We start from the raw sequence: 17,882 nt of genomic DNA on the forward strand, positions 1-17,882 counted from the left end.
TTATATCATTATCTATTTAGTGAAAAAAAATGTAGATTTTTTTTCTTTATTGTCTAATATTCAGAGTAATTATTGGAAAAACTAATTCCTTGTGAATTATATCATACAGGTCTTTCTAAATGAAATGATATTTTATTACCCTTTATATATTTAATAAAAACGTAATATTTTTAATCTCCACCTAATTTGACGAACTGATGTAGAAAAAGTTTCTAAAAGGAATAAAGTTAAAATTTTCAGTTTTCATATAAAAAAAGCCTGTAGAGCCAAATATACTCTACAAGCTTCCATTTATGACAATTCTTTCAGATAATCTTTTAAAGCTATCTTCCAATCACGCATTGGAGTAAAGCCATTCTCGACTATTTTCTTTTTACTTAAAACTGAATATTTTGGTCTGGCTGCTGGACGAGGAAATTCCTCAGAAGTCAAAGGATTCACTTTTATATTCAATCCAGCTTGCTTAAAGATCTCAACGGCAAACTCATGCCAAGAGCATACACCCTCGTTAGAAGCATGGTATATCCCATACATCTCCGAAACTACTAACTCTACCAAAAACTTAGCTAAATCAACCGTATAAGTAGGAGAGCCGACCTGATCATATACAACTCCTAACTCTTTACGCTCCTGTGCTAGCTTTAGCATCGTTTTTACAAAGTTGTTTCCGTTGATTCCATATACCCATGCAGTTCTGACTATAAAGTGCTTATCCAAAGTTTCTTGAAGGAGTTTTTCTCCTGCAAGCTTTGTCTCACCATAAACACCAATCGGACTTGTTGGATGGTCTACTTCATAAGGTTCAGTTCCAGCACCATCAAACACATAATCCGTACTTACGTACACCATATTTGCGTCAACATTTTTGGCTGCTTCAGCAAGGTATTTTGTACCTAGACCATTTACCTTATAGGCACCATCTTGGTCGGTTTCAGCAGCATCAACATTTGTGTAAGCAGCACAATGGATAATCGCTTCAGGCTTGAGGTTTTGGACATAAGACGTAACAGAAACTTCATCTGTTATATCTAATTGTGCTCGATCAACACCTACAGCTTCATGACCCTTTGCTGAGAGCTCCTTTACTACATCATACCCAAGTTGTCCATTTACACCAGTAACTAAAACTAACATTATTCAACCTCTAGGCGATCAGAGTACTGTGCTTTGAAGTAGTCTTGATAGTCACCAGAGATAATGTTTTCCCACCACTCTTGGTTTTCTAGGTACCACTTGATTGTTTGTTCAATACCAGTATCAAAGTTATACTTCGGTGACCAACCTAGCTCCGTACGAAGCTTCGTTGCATCGATCGCATAACGACGGTCGTGACCAGGACGATCTTTAACGAACTTCATTAATGACTCTGGCTTACCTAAATGCTTAAGAATTGTTTTTACAATTTCAATATTTGTACGTTCATTGTTTCCACCAACATTGTACACTTCTCCATCACGACCTTTGTGAAGAACAAGGTCAATCGCTTGGCAGTGATCTTCTACGTGTAGCCAGTCACGAATGTTTAGTCCATCTCCGTAGATTGGAAGCTCCTTATCGTTTAAAGCATTAATGATCATTAGCGGGATTAACTTCTCAGGGAAATGGAATGGACCATAGTTATTTGAACAACGTGTGATGTTCACTGGTAATCCGAATGTTTCATTGTACGCACGAACTAGTAAGTCAGCTCCCGCTTTACTAGCACTGTATGGGCTGTTAGCTGCAAGCGGTGTTTCCTCTGTAAAGTAACCTGTTTCTCCTAATGTTCCGTACACTTCATCAGTTGAAACTTGAAGATACTTTGTTACTTTATATGTCTTAGCAGCATCTAACAAAGCTAAAGTCCCTTGAATATTAGTTTGTACGAAAATCCCTGGATCTGTAATACTTCTGTCAACGTGAGATTCAGCTGCAAAGTTTAATACATAATCAAACTTTTCTTCTTTAAAAAGACCGTCAACAAAGTCACGATCTGCAATATCACCACGAACAAACTTGTAGTTAGGAGCACTTTCAATGTCCTTTAAGTTTTCTAGGTTCCCTGCATATGTTAATAAATCAAGGTTAACAATTGTATATTCTGGATACTTGTTTACCATGTAACGGACAAAATTACTTCCAATAAAGCCCGCTCCACCAGTTACTAATAATTTCATATCTTGTTCTTCCTCCTATTCCTCAAACACAAAGTTCAGATGTGTTGCTTCTGCTAAAGTGGGATGCTTTGTATCTTTATCAGACAAAATTGGGTTGGTAGTAGGCCAATCTATAGCTAGTGCTGGATCGTCCCATGCAATTCCCCCATCATGCTCCGGTGAATAATATTCATCCACTTTATAAGCAACTGTAGAATCTGGTACTAATGTACAGAATCCATGTGCAAAGCCCTTCGGTACAAGTAGTTGTCGCTTATTATGCTCAGAAAGCACCACTCCTACCCATTGTCCATATGTAGGAGATCCTTTACGAATATCGACTGCTACATCATAAATCGCTCCTGTCACACAGCGAACCAATTTCGTTTGCGCTTTCGGGTTTAATTGAAAGTGTAAACCGCGAAGTGTGTGTACTGGAGCAGACAATGACTGATTGTCTTGAATAAAGTCAAATTTCAAACCAAGCTCATCATAAAGATGCTTATTATAGCTCTCCATAAAATAGCCACGGTGGTCACCGAACACCTTCGGCTCTAAAATTTTGACACCAGATAGTTTTGTTTCAATAACATTCATTTTTTTACCCTCACTTAATGGATTACTTACCTTGGCTAGCGATTTTAACTAAATACTGTCCATACTGATTCTTCTTTAATGGTTCAGCAAGTTCAAGTAGCTTCTCTTTTGTGATATAACCCATTTTATAAGCAATCTCCTCCAGACAAGCAATTTTTAGAGACTGTCTTTTCTCAACAGTTTCAATAAATTGTGATGCCTCTAATAGAGATGCGTGCGTCCCAGTATCTAACCATGCATATCCACGACCAAGAAGCTCAACATTCAGTTCACCCATTTCAAGGTAAGCTTTGTTCACGTCTGTGATTTCTAGCTCTCCACGTGGAGAAGGTTGAATGTTCTTTGCGATTTCTACTACACGGTTATCATAGAAGTATAATCCTGTTACAGCATAGTTTGATTTTGGTGTTTCTGGCTTTTCTTCAATAGAAACAGCTTTTCCACTTTCATCAAACTCCACGACACCAAATCTCTCAGGGTCATTTACGTAGTAACCAAACACCGTTGCACCTGATTCACGAGAAGCAGCTCTTCTTAATTGCTCCGTTAAGCCATGTCCATAGAATATATTGTCACCCAGCACAAGAGCAACGCTATCGTCTCCGATAAACTCATCTCCTAAAATAAATGCTTGGGCTAGTCCACCTGGGTCAGGCTGAATTTTGTATGTAAAGTTCATTCCAAGGTCAGATCCATCACCTAAAATTTGTTCAAAGCGTGCTGTATCTTCAGGTGTAGAAATGATTAATATATCTTTGATCCCAGCTAACATTAATACAGAAAGTGGATAATAGATCATTGGTTTATCATAGACAGGTAATAACTGCTTAGAAACTACTTTCGTTAATGGATATAAGCGAGTACCGCTACCACCAGCAAGTATGATTCCTTTCAAATAAAACAACTCCTCAATTTAATAAAATAGTCCCAAAAAGACAAATTCCGCCAATCTTCCTCAACAATTATAATGAAAACAACAAAAAAAGACAATCACTGTAAAAAATCTTAATCGTTTTGTCTATATCTTAAAATTGCTGAAACAGTTACTAGACGCCCTTGTATCTGTTCAGATAAGGATCGCTTTTTCATCCCAGTTACATTTCCACCATGACGAACATATTTCATTAATGGCTCTGAAATAGTTACAATTTTCTTCTTATTAAGCATAGAAGTAAGTGCAATCCATTGGTCATGCATTTCTATCTTTTTTGGCAGTGGAAGAAACAATGGTATAAGCTCACTTCTAAAAGCCATCATGGCTCCTGTAAAGGCATTTTTGATTATATTACCCATTATTCCTTGATTTACATTATTTTTATTATATTGATTCCACGAAGTATGGATAATTTCTAAATTCCCATCAACGACATAGGCATCATGGATGACGAGATCAGCCTTTTGATCATCGAAAGCTTCCATAACCCTTTCTACCTTCCCTGCTTCCCAAATATCATCCTGATCACATAGAAATACAATGTCGCCTTTTGCCAAGGATATTGCTTTTTCAAAGCTTTTAACCGGGCCTGAGTTGCTAGGATTTACGAAAACCTCGACACGGTCTCCAAATGTTTCTTTAATCAAAGAAACCGTTTGATCCTTTGAACAATCATCTACAACTACGACCTGATCCGAATCATTGAGTTGCTTGAGGACCGATTGAAGCTGACGGACAACAAAGTCTTCTCCGTTATAAGTTGCTAAGCAAACCGAAAGCATAATCAAAATCCTTTCTATATTGAAAAAATACGCCGTAAAGTATACGCTGCAATTTTCTTGTTCTTCACTACCGCTACTTGTTTAAGCAGACGCTTCATTAGTTGAATTTTATAAGCTGGTAATAATTCGTTTTTATAATTTTTAAAATAGTAGATTTCTGTATCCAATATGCTTCGGTAACGTTCAAGCGAAACTCTACTATAATCCAGTACGGATAATTCATGGTTTAAGGAAGCTTCTAATACAAGAACTTTATAACCTTTAGCGTAGATTTCATGGAACAACCAATGGTCTAGATAGTCTAATGGAAAGTTCTTATTAAATCCATCATTCTCCTCTATGAAAGAGACTCGAATCAGCGATCCAGAATTAATGGCCATAGTCGGCTTTTCCTGAAGACCAGCTTGTAACTTTTCCGTCTTTAACGGTCGAAGTGCATCAGCTACCACAGGTGAAATCATCGTTTCTTCGGAAAAGACCCTAGGGACCACTGCAGCAATAGTAGGATCGACATCTAAATTGGAACCTATCTGATCCACGTAGTCTTCAGTAAGCTCCGTATCATGGTCAAGCAACAAGAGCCATTTGCTACCATTTTCTTTTGCAGCTTGAAAAGCATAATTATAAGCTGTTGCTAACCCAAGATTTCGATGGTCGTGAATATATTGAACCTTCCCCCATAGCTTTTCTTCAACCGTACACTTTTGACTATCAGGGCTATTATCATATATCACTAATTCAGTTTCAACTGACATATTTGGTCGAGTAACAAATGCCTTGTTTAACGTCTGAAAGGTCTTTGATTCTTCTATTTTTTGTTTGTAAAGAACTGCTACAATGGTAAGTTTCATAATCTGCCCTCTCTATTATAGAGATCGTACAACATCTTTCCTTTTATTTAGGGAAAAAACTAGCATAATTAAGAAAAACGTAATCCCAATTGGGTTATTCAAAAATGGATTAATATTGGTGAGCATCAACACTCCCATAAAGGCTGCCATTAAAGAAATATCAATGCTATTTAATTTATGCCCTTTTTTATAGGCCACATAATAATTGTAGAACACATGTAAGCTCAAATAGATCCATATAGCTAATCCGATTATTCCCTGTTCAACTAATACGTCAAGGAAGGTCATCTCAATCCCATTTACCCTTCCCGCAATTTCCATACCATATCCTGTTCCTACTATTAAATATGTGAAATTACCAAGTAAGATTTCCTTTGAGTCCACAATAAACTCTAAACGAGCATTTACACTAACATCATTTACTTCTCCATCACCTTCCATCTCTTCTTGTTCAGTCTGAGCAGGATCGCTTGACACACCAGTTTCAAATCTCTCTAAAGTCATATGTTTATACATGAATGGAAGAGAAACTACAATAAAAAGAAGGATCAATGATTTAACAATGATTTGCTTTGTCTGGTAGAACGTTCGAATTTTATTAACAAACCCTTTTATCGGATCAACAACCACCTTAACATCTAATATAATAATCACTAGCGCGCTTAACATAAACGCTAATAAAAATCCTCTTGTTTCAGACCAGAAGATAGATGTTGAGCAGAGAATAATATTGGCTATATCAAGCTTCGAGTATTTTTTATTTAAGACAGCGTTTAACGAAATAATTAAGCCGATTAACACGTATAAATGACTCTTATAAAAAACACCATTACTCGGTCTGAAAAATAAATCGTCATTCATGATCGTGTTCATAAAGCGATAAAAAGGTACAAAGTTGGCACTAAATACCGTCTTTCCTAATAAACCTATAACTAATGTAAGTATTGCCACTGCTAGAGCACTGTATTTTAATATTTGGATGACTTTTTCCTTTGTAAATCTTGTCTCTGAGATGTAATAGGCTAAAGGAAAATAGGCCACAAAAAAGATGACTCTAAATAGGTCCATAACAATAATTGATAGAGGATGGCCATTTAGAAATCCTATCAAAGCACTTACGAAAAACCAAAAAAGCAACAAATACACACCAATAGACACAGAATTAAACTTGATAAATGTATTTACTTCCTTGTTGAAAATGGCCTTTTCTCTAATAATTCTTAAAGAAAAAGTAACAAGGAGTAAGATAAACAGCACTTGTCGAATAGATAAGAACCCAAAATCTATGAGTCTTCCCCCACCCCCGACAAAGAGCTCGACAAAGAATACCGTAAGTAATATTTTTTCGAACCGATTCATAAAAAATCCTCTCCCATTATGTATGAGTAAGGACTAGATTAATTTCCAGCCCCACTTATTAAAGAATTTCATCATAGATTCCATGAAGATCTGAAATAGCTTTTTATTCTTATGTGCACCTCTCTCATAATAATGAATGACCTCTGAAAAAGGTGTATAAACCACTCTTTTATTTCTCTTCCCTAATTCCAGACATAGATCGTAATCCTCGAAGTACATGAAATAGCGATCGTCAAACCCGTTAATTTCTTTAAAGTCTGACCCTCTAATAAGCATGAAACAACCGGAGCCAATACGGATATCTACTAAACGGTCGTTCGGAAGGTTTCTACACTCGTAGGAGGCTAATCTTCCAGAAAACATCTTCTTTACAAAAGAAAACGGAATGAATCGTAACGCATAATCAAAGACAGTCACACGATCTCTAATCAAATGCTGTACTGACCCATCTGGATTTAATACTTTAGGAACTAATAAAGAGATAGATGGGTCTTGATCCATCGTATCAATCATTTCTAATAAATCTTCTCTTTTTAGAATGATATCAGGATTAAAAATAAGGAAATACTCTTCATTAGAGTGCAATAAATTATAGTTGTGACCAAAACCAAATCCATTATTTTCCTTATAAAAGATAATATCAGCAAAATCGGAATAACGAGTCAGTTGTTCTTTATAATCATCATTCGAATTATTATCAAAGATAACAAATCGAAATTGATTGTCTCCTCCAAATTCAGATTTTGCATGATCTAAAACTTGGAATATATGCTTACTATTATAAGTTACTATGCTTATGGCTACTTTTGCATTTACCATCAATGTAACACTTCTTTCCATTGATAAATTTAAGAATTAATTTTTCTAAACCTACAAAAAAATATTATAACATCAACTATTTTTAAAGAGAACAATATATAGTTAATTTTTTTCAGTTGCCAGCTATATCAGGTAAAAGTTATAATTTAATTTATGGTTACTACAAAAAGAGCCAAAAAACGACGTAAAATTAGAAAGGAATTTTCTAATGAATTCAAGATTGTCAAATAAAAGAAAAAAACAAAGAAGACCTAGATGGCTTCGTATTATATTACTAACAATGACCCTTTTTATTATTGGCGGTGGATTCTATCTTTATAATGTGTATTCAAATGTAGTAAATGCCGTTGATAATATGAATAACCCTCTAGAAAGAAAAGTATCGGAAAAACGATCAGAAGAGGTCTTATTTAAAGACAAAGATCCTCTTTCTATTCTTTTGGTTGGTGTTGATGAACGTGAAGGGGACAATGGGCGTACGGATTCTATGTTAGTGATGACAATTAACCCAGACCTAAAGTCCTCCAAAATCGTCAGTATTCCTCGTGATACAAGAGCTGAGCTTATTGACCCAGATGATCCTGAAGAAAATACAGTAAGTAAAATGAACCATGCCTATGCATTTGGCGGTATTGAGATGACAATCAATTCCATTGAGCATTTCTTAAATGTTCCAATAGACTATTATGTTGAGATTAATATGGAAGGTTTTAAGGACATCGTGGACGCAGTCGGGGGAATCGATGTATATAACGAGTATGAGTTTGAATTAGATGGTGTTTTTCTCACTGAAGGTCAACATCACTTAGATGGGGAAGAAGCACTACAATATGCTAGAATGAGAAAGCAAGATCCTCTTGGTGATTTTGGTAGACAAGAACGACAAAAAGAAGTAATCTCAAAAGTCATCGACAAAGGACTATCACTAAAAACATTAACGAGTTACGATGATATCTTATCCGCATTAGAGAAAAATGTGAAAACAAATTTAACATTAGATGAAATTCTCGCCATACAAAAACAATATAAAGAAGCAGCTGAAAAGATCGAAAAGGTTGAAATTCCTGGTGAAAACGAAACAATTAACGATGTTTACTATTACAGCGTTGACGATGAGACAAGACAAACATTATCGGATGAAATGCGCACTCACTTAGGTTTACCAACTGACACGGTTGAGGCTTCAAATATATATTAACAAAAAAAGGTTCAGGAACTCTGAACCTTTTTTCTATTAAGCTCTCCCTCGTAATACTTTCCCTTTTATTGCTTCTACAAACTTAAAGACCATGCTATCTTTAATTAATACCAACCCTAAGAAATAGAGCAGACCTCCAACTGCAACCTGCAAAAGCGTAAGTAGAACCGGAGCTAAAGTTACATAGTAGCCAACCAAACTTGCTGAAAGATAGACTAAAGTACTTAACAATAAATATTTTATAAATAGTTTGAGAAAGTCTTTAAAAATAAAGTACTTCCTTGCAAAATACATTTGTATGATGGCTCCCACACCCTCTGCAACTAACAAAGCAATCGTAGTTGCAAGGCTTGCTAATGACGAAACAAAGAAGAAGTTAATGACTAAACTTAGTATTGCACCTACTGTTATAGCAATGGAATACTTCTTTTGCTGATTGGTTGCCACCAATATTTGAATCCCAAACACATTTGCAAGCCCTACAAAGAATATAACCGGGCTCATAAGTATTAGTACGGTTGATACATCCAAAAACTCATCACCTAAAAACCAAACGACAAAATTCGGAGCAATCGCCATTAGGCCAAGAGTCATTGGGAGTGTCACCATAAGTACAAATTGCATAGTGTAGTTCGTATATTTCCTTATCTCTTCCATATTACCCTTAGAAAATTCGGAAGCCATTCTAGGAAGTAGGACAGTACCAAGAGATGCAATCACACCAATCGCAATTTTGACAACTTTATTGGCTTGGTTATAAAAACCAACCTCTACTTCTCCAGATATATTTCCTAAAACAATACGATTCACCAGTACGTATACCTGAATCATAAATTGTGGTAAAAAAAGTGAAAGGACCGGTGTCACATGGGATTTTATATCCTGAAAGGTTACTTTGACAAACGACAACTCTTTTAAAAGTGGCCTCCACATAATAATCTGCCCAATCAACAAGGTCCCACCATTAATGGCAACATAAAGAGGCAAATCATTCATATCCTTGATTACCGTAAAGATTAAAATAATCCCACTGACTTTAACGAGCATATTTCGTATAGCGATCTTCTTCATCTCTTCCTTACCAATGAAATACCAGGATATATCAATACTGTAAGCAGCAAGAGTCAGAAGATGAATATAATATAGCTGTTTATATTCAGAAACGGTTCCTATAAAGAAAAGGAATACTACAATATTTACAATAGCAATAACGATCTGGAATGAAAAAATAGACCAAAATTCTTTTGATAACCCTTTTTGATCGTTTTGAACAGCTATTTGTCTACTTCCATACATAGGTAAGCTAAGGACAATAAATACGATAAAAAGCTGAACAATGGATACAACATAAGCATCAACCCCAACCCCTTCTGCTCTCAATACTCGAGAAACATAAGGAGTTGTGATAAACGGGGTTAGCATCAACAATACTTGATATAAAACTGTAAAAACATAATTTGTAATTAATTTACTCATTCAGTATTTAAGCCCTCTTTTAACGTTCCTACTCAAAAGTTACAACGTATTGTTTATATAGTGCTTGATCATTTTTAGCTTATTTTTGAAGCTAGCCGGCTTACTAAAGTAGGAAAGCTCTCGAAGCATACCTTTTCTAATATCCTTAAAATGATTCTTTAAAACATAAGATTCAAGTTCTTTATCAATCTCTGGGTATCGTTGTAGCAGAATTTCTTTTGATTGACGTCTAAGCTTCTCCTTCTCTTCTCCAAAGGAAACTCCTCCAATATGATGGACGTATGTGTCCTTTGCCACTACAAGCTTTAAGCCCCTTTGTCTAGCTCTCATACACCAATCTGATTCCTCACCGTAGCCTCTCTTAAAGGTCGCAGCATCAAAAAGGCCAACTTCATTCAAGGCACTTCTTTTCATATACATACAAAAACCAATAAGAAGCGGAGATTCAACAACCCCTGATTGCTTGTTTTTTTCAAAAGCAGCAACTAGTTCTTCATAAGAAAACAAATCATTTATCTCATTATTCGTTACAGGCAGACCAGATATAATCCCATAATTACTCATCGGGTTAACGGCTACTATGGTATCATCACTAGTAGCTGCCTCATATAAGCTTTTCAGCCAATTTTCTGTAACCAACGTATCACTATTGATTACTACCACATCATTCTCGCTAACCTGGAAGCCATTATTCACGTTACCAGGGAAGCCTAAGTTCACTTCATTTCTAATGGCCTTAATATGAGAATACTTATTAGCATAAAACGATGTCAGTTCCTGAATATTAGAATCCGGACTCTTATCATCTAGAAGGAATAGATTGTACATTTCTGAATCCGTATGTTGAAGAATACTCTCAATACAATTCTTTGTTTCCTCGTAAGAATTATATATAGGTAATAAAATATCAATTTTAACCATATTACTTTCTTCCAATCGGCTCGTATTTAAACATTTCTCTTACTCGCTTGTCTTTCACATGAATATTTCTTAGATCGAATACGTAGTCACCCTTCATCAAGTCCTTCATTTTATCAAGAGACATCCCACGGAATTGATGCCATTCTGTAACGAATACAGTTGCATCAGCATCTTCGACCGCTTCATACTCATTATTGACATAAGTAATATGATCCTTAATATCCTCTAAACGCCATTTGGCCTCTTTTATCCCTTGAGGACAGTAAGCATGAATCTTTGCACCTTGTTTTACAAGTCCATTAATAATATCGATACTAGGAGCATCTCTCATATCATCTGTTTCCGGTTTAAATGAAAGACCAAGAATGGCAATGGTTTTCCCATTGATATCACCCATACGAGTAACAATCTTCTCAACCATTTTCTGCTTTTGCTTCTCATTGGCTTCAATTGCGCCTTGAATAACCTTTAGCTCTTCCCCATACTTGTTGGCAATATCAACAATCGCCTTAGTATCCTTCGGAAAACAAGAGCCACCGTAGCCAGGACCTGCATGAAGGAACTTTGGAGAAATTCTACCATCCATCCCCATGGCACGTGCGATTTCCTGAACATTTGCTCCAACCTTTTCCGACAATAACGCCATTTCATTAATAAATGAAATTTTCACTGCCAAAAAGGCATTAGAAGCATATTTAATCATCTCTGCAGTTGCAACATCCGTAAAGACAAATGGAGTTTCATTAATATATAGGACATCGTAAACCTTCTTCATTACTTCCATTGCACGCTCACTATCGCAGCCAATTACAACGCGATCTGGTTTTAAGCAATCTCCAACTGCTTTCCCTTCTCTTAAGAACTCAGGGTTTGATACAACATCAAAGGAAAACTCTACATTTCTTTCATTTAATACCTTTTGTACCGTTTCACGAACCAGTTGCCCCGTACCTACTGGAACGGTTGATTTATTTACAACTACTTTATAACCGTTCAAGTAATTACCGATATTTTCTGCAACTTGTAATACATATTTCAAATCCGCACTACCGTCGTCCTTTGGAGGTGTACCAACAGCAATAAACATAACGTCTGTGTTTTCAACTGTATACTTCATATCAGTGGTAAACTCAAGCCTTCCTGAAACCACATTTTTATCCATTAGCTCTTTTAATCCAGGTTCGTAAATAGGGACAATTCCTTTTTTTAGCATTTCAATTTTCTCTTCGATTACATCCATACAGATGACATCAAGACCAAACTCAGCAAGGATGACTCCTTGTACTAATCCAACATAACCTGTGCCAACAACACCTATTTTCACAAGCGATTCCTCCTGTTAAAGACCTTATCAAAAAATTCATATGAAAATGCCTTAAAAGAATAAACTTTTGATCGCATTTTACTGTTAGACTCATTAGCAGATAAAATCCGATTTACAAATGATTTAGTTATCATATTTGATTCTTTTAACTCTGGATACTTATTAAAGAACTGTTTTAAAGCTTCTATCTGATTGATTTTCTTACTGATACTATCATTTTGAACATCAGCAATAGCAAGCACTTCATTTAGATGATGAATCAAATAATTTCTAGAAACCCTAATGCAAAAATCCCAATCCTGAAATCGCATTAAACTTTCATCAAAGAGGGTTTTCTCGGCAACTTCCTTTTTTATAAAAATTGTTTGTGTACTTATAAAATTCCCTCTCTCAAGAAGTGCCTTAATTTCATTTGATTCCACTTTCCGTTTTGGAACAATTCTATTTAAATTTTCTATGCTTAAACTACAAAAAACCATATCAACCTCTGGTCGTTCTGTACAATACTGCACCTGCTTTTCAAGCTTTTTCGGTTTCCATATATCATCACTATCCTGAAAGGCTATGTAATCTCCTTTTGCAAGTACAATCCCAGTATTTCTAGCACCATTTGCTCCTTTTTCACGGGAATTGACGATATACTTTATTTTTTCATTCTTAAATGACTCAACAACTTCCTTTGTATTATCAGTAGAATGATCATCAACAATTAATATCTCGAGCGGCTGTATCGTCTGGTTCAGTACACTCTCGACTGCTTTTGGTAATAGGTTTGCACGATTGTAAGTAGGTATTATTACGGTAACATTCAAAATCTTGCACGTCCTTTTAGTAATTACTAATTCAAGGCTAATTACTATTAAATTTAAGAATACTAACTAATAATTCGAGTTATTCACTCACTAGGTTTTCAACGCAATCAAAATTTTGTCTAATTAAGTACAACTGTCGAAATCCATAATCTTCAGTATACCTCTAATAACTTATTAATTCCATCTATAAGATACTATAATGTTGTTACAAATATCTAATACAATATTCATTTATTCACTTATTGTAATACAAGTAAATTTTACTTAGTAAAGTGATACTGTGATTTTCTTACTATCTATTTTTTGTTATAATTAGTACTATTGTTAAATATGTTAACTTTTAACAGAACACTTATACCTCATAACTTTATTAGACTTAAACTAATTATTTCAGACTGAAAGGAACGATTAGATGAAGAAAATTCGTAAGGCTATAATCCCAGCTGCAGGTTTAGGAACTAGGTTTCTACCTGCAACCAAGGCAATGCCAAAAGAGATGCTTCCTATCGTTGATAGGCCTACCATTCAATATATTATAGAAGAAGCTATTGAATCTGGAATTGAAGACATCATCATAGTAACCGGAAAAGGTAAAAGAGCAATCGAAGACCATTTTGATTATTCACCTGAGTTAGAGGCAAATCTTCAAGAAAAAGAAAAGTTTGACCTTCTTGAGAAAGTACAAGCTCCTTCTAAGGTTGATATCCATTACATTCGTCAAAAGGAACCAAAAGGTTTAGGACATGCTGTATGGTGTGCTAGAAAATTTATTGGTGATGAGCCTTTTGCAGTTCTCCTTGGCGATGATATCGTTGAGGCAGAAACACCCTGTGTTAAACAATTAATGAATCAGTATGAGCAAACTCATTCATCAGTAATTGGTGTACAACACGTTGAAGATCGAGACACTTCTAGATATGGTATAATTGATCCTATTGAGAGTAAAGATCGGTTATATCGAGTTGGTAATTTGGTTGAAAAACCACCAGCTGGTACAGCTCCCTCAAATTTGGCAATCATGGGAAGATACATACTTACACCAGAAATATTCCCACTACTCGAAGAAGGCAACGTCGGTGCAGGTGGAGAAATCCAGCTTACAGATGCCATTGAGAAATTAAATGAAATCCAACAAGTATTTGCTTATGATTTCCAAGGGAAGCGCTATGATGTTGGAGAAAAAATTGGATTTATTCAAACTACAGTAGAATTCGCTTTAAAGGATCCAGAATTACGAATTGAAGTTCTTGACTTTTTGACTAAACTTCTTAAGGAAAATAAATAATTCTTCAGCTCCGAAATCTCATTTTTTCGGGGCTTTTTTCTATGTAATTTTCTCAATCATCACATAAAAGTACATATAATAAGTCTTTTCGACAATTTTTAGTAGAAATTGTCGAGATTAATTGTTTACTATATTAAATTTTGATACTATTTAACTTGTGAGAGAATTGTAAATTTTTAGAGGAGGGAATATGAAAGGTATAAAACTAATTAAATATGTTATTTTTGCTCTTTTAACTTTAGTAGTTTTTAACTCTACTAGTTTAGAAGTTAACGGAACACTTGTCACTCAAGGTCGTATTGATTCTCCCATAAACGGTGCTTCTATTAAGGGGCAAATCAACGTATCTGGTTGGATCTTAGATAGCAGTGGTGTTTCTAAAGTTGAAGTTTTACTTGATGGCAAAATAATAGGAAATGCTCAGTATGGTGTAGCACGTCCGGATGTTCTAAGAGTGTTCCCAGAATATGAAAATCCAAATTCAGGATTTATATATTCACTAGACACAACTAGATATACTAACGGTTCTCATACATTAACTGTTAGAGAAACCGGGAATAACGGAGCCACAAAAGAACTCCAGAAACTAACGGTTAATATCCAGAACCCTTTGACAAGAGGTAACCTCGAGTCTCCTTCTAATGGTTCTACTATAAAAGGGGCAATCAACGTTAAAGGTTGGGTTTTAGACAGTAGTGGTGTTTCTAAAGTTGAAGTATTTCTTGACGGCAAAGCAGTTGGAACTGCTCAATATGGAGTTGCTCGTCCTGATGTCCATAAGGCATACCCTGAATACCAAAATCCATATTCCGGATTTACCTATTCTTTAGATACTACAAGGTTTATCAATGGACAACATACTCTTACTGTTAAAGAAACAGGGAAAAATGGTACCACAAAGGAACTTCAGAAACTAACGGTTAATATCCAGAACCCTTCGACTAAAGGTAACCTTGAATCTCCCTCTAATGGTTCTACTATTAAAGGAGCAATTAATGTTAAAGGTTGGGTTTTAGATAGCAGTGGTGTTTCTAAAGTCGAAGTATTCCTTGACGGCAAAGTAGTTGGAACTGCTCAATATGGAATTGCTCGTCCAGATGTCCATAAGGCATACCCTGAATACCAAAATCCATATTCCGGATTTACCTATTCTTTAGATACTACAAGGTTTATCAATGGACAACATACTCTTACTGTTAAAGAAACAGGGAAAAATGGTACCACAAAGGAACTTCAAAAACTAATTGTTAACATTCAAAACGCAGCTACTAAAGGTAACCTCGAGTCTCCTATTAACGGTTCTACCGTTAAAGGAAATATTAATATCAAAGGTTGGGCATTAGATATTAGTGGTGTATCAAAAATAGAAGTTCTAGTAGATGGGAAAATTACAGGAACTGCAGAATACGGGTTACCTCGTTTAGATGTATATAATGCTTATCCTGAATATAAAAATACTAATTCTGGATTCCAATACACCTTGGATACAAAGCAATTTACTAATGGAGTGCACACTATCTCTGTCAGAGAAACTGGAAATAACGGGTCAATAACTAATTTCCGACAAATGTCAGTTGATATTCAAAATCCACCTCCTAAAGGGTATATTGATACTCCTACTACTGGTTCCACTATTAAAGGACTTACTACTATAAAAGGTTGGTATTTAGATAGCAGTGGGATCTCGAAAATTGAGATTTTAGTAGACGGAAAGTTGGTTGGAAATGCACAATATGGGATTTCTCGTCCTGATGTATATAGTGCATTCCCTGAATATCAAATTTCAAATTCAGGATATGAATATATCCTTGATACAAAACAATTTATTGATGGAGAGCATACAGTTACCGTTAGGGCAACTGGACAGAATGGCTCAATTAGCTCAACTTCCAAAAATATTTTTATAGGGAATGGAAATCCCTATGTAATAACAAATCTAAAAAAGCCAGCTAACATAACAGCTAGTGAAATTGTTGATTTCTTTAATCGTAGATCACCTAATAGTCCTTTAAAGGACTATGCTCAAAGTTTTATTGATGCCCAGAACAAGTACGGTGTAAATGCTCAATACCTAGTTGCACATGCAATCTGGGAAACTGGTTGGGGCGGTTCTGATTTAAGAAATTATAAGCACAATCTATTTGGTTACGGTGCATATGATGTTTGTCCATTTACTTGTGGTTATTATTTCCCTAACGGCCCAGAAAGTATTCTAAAAGTAGCTTATCAAATAAGATCCAATTATTTAGATTCTACTGGAAGTTACTATTATGCCGAACATGGACCAACGTTAACCGGGATGAATGTTAAGTATGCAACCGACCAAAATTGGAAAAACGGTATTGCGAACTTAATGCAAAGTATTAAACCGTATGATTTCTCATACTACTCAAATGCAAAAGAGCTTCCAATAACAGCTTCTGCTCCAAAGGAATATGGTAGAGAAATACCAAGTGGGCAACCATATCCAGTTGATACCATTATTAATTTCCCAAGCGGAATAATTGCTAAGGTTACTACTTCTTCTCTAACATTTAGGTCATTACCTTATGTGTCAGAAGCTACTAATAATGGATCAGTAAGTCAAAATACTATTGTTCCCATTTTAGGCTTTAACACTGATGTTAGATTTGACACAAATAGTACTGGAAATTATAAATTCCTTTGGTATAGAGCAAATGTTAACGGTCAAAACGGTTGGTTATACGGGAATTATCTTGAGATTCTGAATTTACTTAAAGTAAATTCAGGTGGTGGAACATTGAATATCCGAAGTTCAGCTTCTACAACTTCTAGCATATTAACTAGTGTAAACGATGGTTCCTATCTCAAGATTGTCTTGAACAATAATACTCCAGTTACACAAAATGGCTGGTATCAAGTCTACTTACCAAATTCCAGTTCAACAGGCTGGGTTTTCTGGGAGTATACTAGTAAAATAGTTCGTTAAATATTAAAATAAAGCCACAATCGTTATGATTGCGGCTTTATTTATTTCTTATTAAAGAACTTTTTAATACCAACGAATATTCCTTTAAATAGAAGGAAAGCAGCAAAAAAGAGAAGAAATCCCCACAAGCTTATAACTGCATCATCAAATTCCATCTGTCCTCTACCTGTAATCTTTTGCTGAATTTCTATCGCAAATACAAGTACTAACATAATTGTAAAGGTATATATAAAAGATATTGCTGTAATACTATATGAAGCTAAGGCCTTAAAAACTATATGAACAAATATAAAAGAAAGTAAGCCAATAACCCCAAAGACCCATAGATGCAGATCTTTATCGGTAAAATTTAACCCTGCATTTTGAGCTAAATCCATAATAAGGTCATGGATATAATTTACTATATTCGCAAGAAAAAGTATAAATTCTTTCATAATAA

Annotated in this window: 16 protein-coding genes; 3 read left to right on the forward strand and 13 right to left on the reverse strand. The window is 35.3% G+C overall.

The window, feature by feature from the left end; translation table 11 throughout:
- Positions 1 to 291: 291 nt before the first annotated feature.
- The 8 genes from rfbD to ACRX5O_RS12625 all read right to left on the reverse strand — a co-directional run bounded on the left by rfbD (position 292) and on the right by ACRX5O_RS12625 (position 7,477).
- The gene (rfbD, locus tag ACRX5O_RS12590) at positions 292 to 1,134 is read right to left on the reverse strand and encodes a dTDP-4-dehydrorhamnose reductase (RefSeq protein WP_433906279.1); all 843 of its coding nucleotides are present in this window, start codon (positions 1,132 to 1,134) and stop codon (positions 292 to 294) included.
- Positions 1,134 to 2,156: a dTDP-glucose 4,6-dehydratase gene (gene rfbB, locus ACRX5O_RS12595; RefSeq protein ID WP_433906280.1), complete on the reverse strand. Its 1,023-nt coding sequence runs from the start codon at positions 2,154 to 2,156 to the stop codon at positions 1,134 to 1,136. The genes rfbD and rfbB overlap by 1 nt, the downstream gene beginning before the upstream one ends.
- 15 nt (positions 2,157 to 2,171) lie before the next feature.
- Positions 2,172 to 2,732, reverse strand: a complete 561-nt coding sequence (rfbC, locus tag ACRX5O_RS12600; protein WP_251522165.1) for a dTDP-4-dehydrorhamnose 3,5-epimerase — start codon at positions 2,730 to 2,732, stop codon at positions 2,172 to 2,174.
- A 22-nt stretch (positions 2,733 to 2,754) separates the two neighbouring features.
- Entirely contained in the window at positions 2,755 to 3,627 is an 873-nt protein-coding gene (rfbA, locus tag ACRX5O_RS12605; protein WP_251522166.1) for a glucose-1-phosphate thymidylyltransferase RfbA, read from the reverse strand.
- A 110-nt stretch (positions 3,628 to 3,737) separates the two neighbouring features.
- Positions 3,738 to 4,448: a glycosyltransferase gene (locus tag ACRX5O_RS12610; protein ID WP_433906281.1), complete on the reverse strand. Its 711-nt coding sequence runs from the start codon at positions 4,446 to 4,448 to the stop codon at positions 3,738 to 3,740.
- A gap of 14 nt (positions 4,449 to 4,462) precedes the next feature.
- On the reverse strand, positions 4,463 to 5,299 hold the full coding sequence (locus ACRX5O_RS12615) for a glycosyltransferase (protein ID WP_433906282.1): 837 nt from the start codon (positions 5,297 to 5,299) through the stop codon (positions 4,463 to 4,465).
- 15 nt (positions 5,300 to 5,314) lie between these two features.
- A complete protein-coding gene (locus tag ACRX5O_RS12620; RefSeq protein WP_433906283.1) occupies positions 5,315 to 6,658 on the reverse strand; it encodes a hypothetical protein in 1,344 nt (447 codons plus the stop codon).
- A 33-nt stretch (positions 6,659 to 6,691) separates the two neighbouring features.
- The gene (locus tag ACRX5O_RS12625) at positions 6,692 to 7,477 is read right to left on the reverse strand and encodes a glycosyltransferase family 2 protein (protein WP_433906304.1); all 786 of its coding nucleotides are present in this window, start codon (positions 7,475 to 7,477) and stop codon (positions 6,692 to 6,694) included.
- A 208-nt stretch (positions 7,478 to 7,685) separates the two neighbouring features.
- Between ACRX5O_RS12625 and ACRX5O_RS12630 the strand changes: the two genes are divergently transcribed.
- On the forward strand, positions 7,686 to 8,675 hold the full coding sequence (locus ACRX5O_RS12630) for an LCP family glycopolymer transferase (RefSeq protein ID WP_433906284.1): 990 nt from the start codon (positions 7,686 to 7,688) through the stop codon (positions 8,673 to 8,675).
- 36 nt (positions 8,676 to 8,711) lie between these two features.
- Here ACRX5O_RS12630 and ACRX5O_RS12635 read toward each other — a convergent pair whose 3' ends face one another.
- From ACRX5O_RS12635 to ACRX5O_RS12650, 4 genes are read right to left on the reverse strand one after another with little or no spacing between them, the layout of a single operon-like run.
- Positions 8,712 to 10,151, reverse strand: coding sequence for an oligosaccharide flippase family protein (locus tag ACRX5O_RS12635; protein WP_433906285.1), 1,440 nt, complete (start codon positions 10,149 to 10,151; stop codon positions 8,712 to 8,714).
- A 39-nt stretch (positions 10,152 to 10,190) separates the two neighbouring features.
- Entirely contained in the window at positions 10,191 to 11,072 is an 882-nt protein-coding gene (locus tag ACRX5O_RS12640; RefSeq protein WP_433906286.1) for a glycosyltransferase family 2 protein, read from the reverse strand.
- 1 nt (position 11,073) lies between these two features.
- Positions 11,074 to 12,396 (reverse strand): UDP-glucose dehydrogenase family protein, encoded by a 1,323-nt coding sequence (locus ACRX5O_RS12645; RefSeq protein ID WP_433906287.1) that lies wholly within the window; start codon positions 12,394 to 12,396, stop codon positions 11,074 to 11,076.
- Complete coding sequence (locus ACRX5O_RS12650) at positions 12,393 to 13,208, reverse strand: glycosyltransferase family 2 protein (protein WP_433906288.1); 816 nt, start codon at positions 13,206 to 13,208, stop codon at positions 12,393 to 12,395. The genes ACRX5O_RS12645 and ACRX5O_RS12650 overlap by 4 nt, the downstream gene beginning before the upstream one ends.
- Before the next feature lie 412 nt (positions 13,209 to 13,620).
- Between ACRX5O_RS12650 and galU the strand changes: the two genes are divergently transcribed.
- Together galU and ACRX5O_RS12660 are read left to right on the forward strand one after the other, a co-directional pair.
- A complete protein-coding gene (gene galU / locus ACRX5O_RS12655; RefSeq protein ID WP_433906289.1) occupies positions 13,621 to 14,493 on the forward strand; it encodes a UTP--glucose-1-phosphate uridylyltransferase GalU in 873 nt (290 codons plus the stop codon).
- A 190-nt stretch (positions 14,494 to 14,683) separates the two neighbouring features.
- Positions 14,684 to 17,443 carry an Ig-like domain-containing protein gene (locus ACRX5O_RS12660; protein ID WP_433906290.1) on the forward strand — a complete coding sequence of 920 codons (2,760 nt, stop codon included), beginning with the start codon at positions 14,684 to 14,686 and terminating at the stop codon, positions 17,441 to 17,443.
- A 41-nt stretch (positions 17,444 to 17,484) separates the two neighbouring features.
- On the opposite strand, the gene ACRX5O_RS12665 is transcribed toward ACRX5O_RS12660, so the two are convergent.
- Positions 17,485 to 17,877 (reverse strand): hypothetical protein, encoded by a 393-nt coding sequence (locus ACRX5O_RS12665; RefSeq protein ID WP_433906291.1) that lies wholly within the window; start codon positions 17,875 to 17,877, stop codon positions 17,485 to 17,487.
- Positions 17,878 to 17,882 lie beyond the last annotated feature (5 nt).

Origin of the sequence: Robertmurraya mesotrionivorans, assembly GCF_050971805.1 — a bacterium.
Classification (GTDB): domain Bacteria; phylum Bacillota; class Bacilli; order Bacillales; family Cytobacillaceae; genus Robertmurraya_A.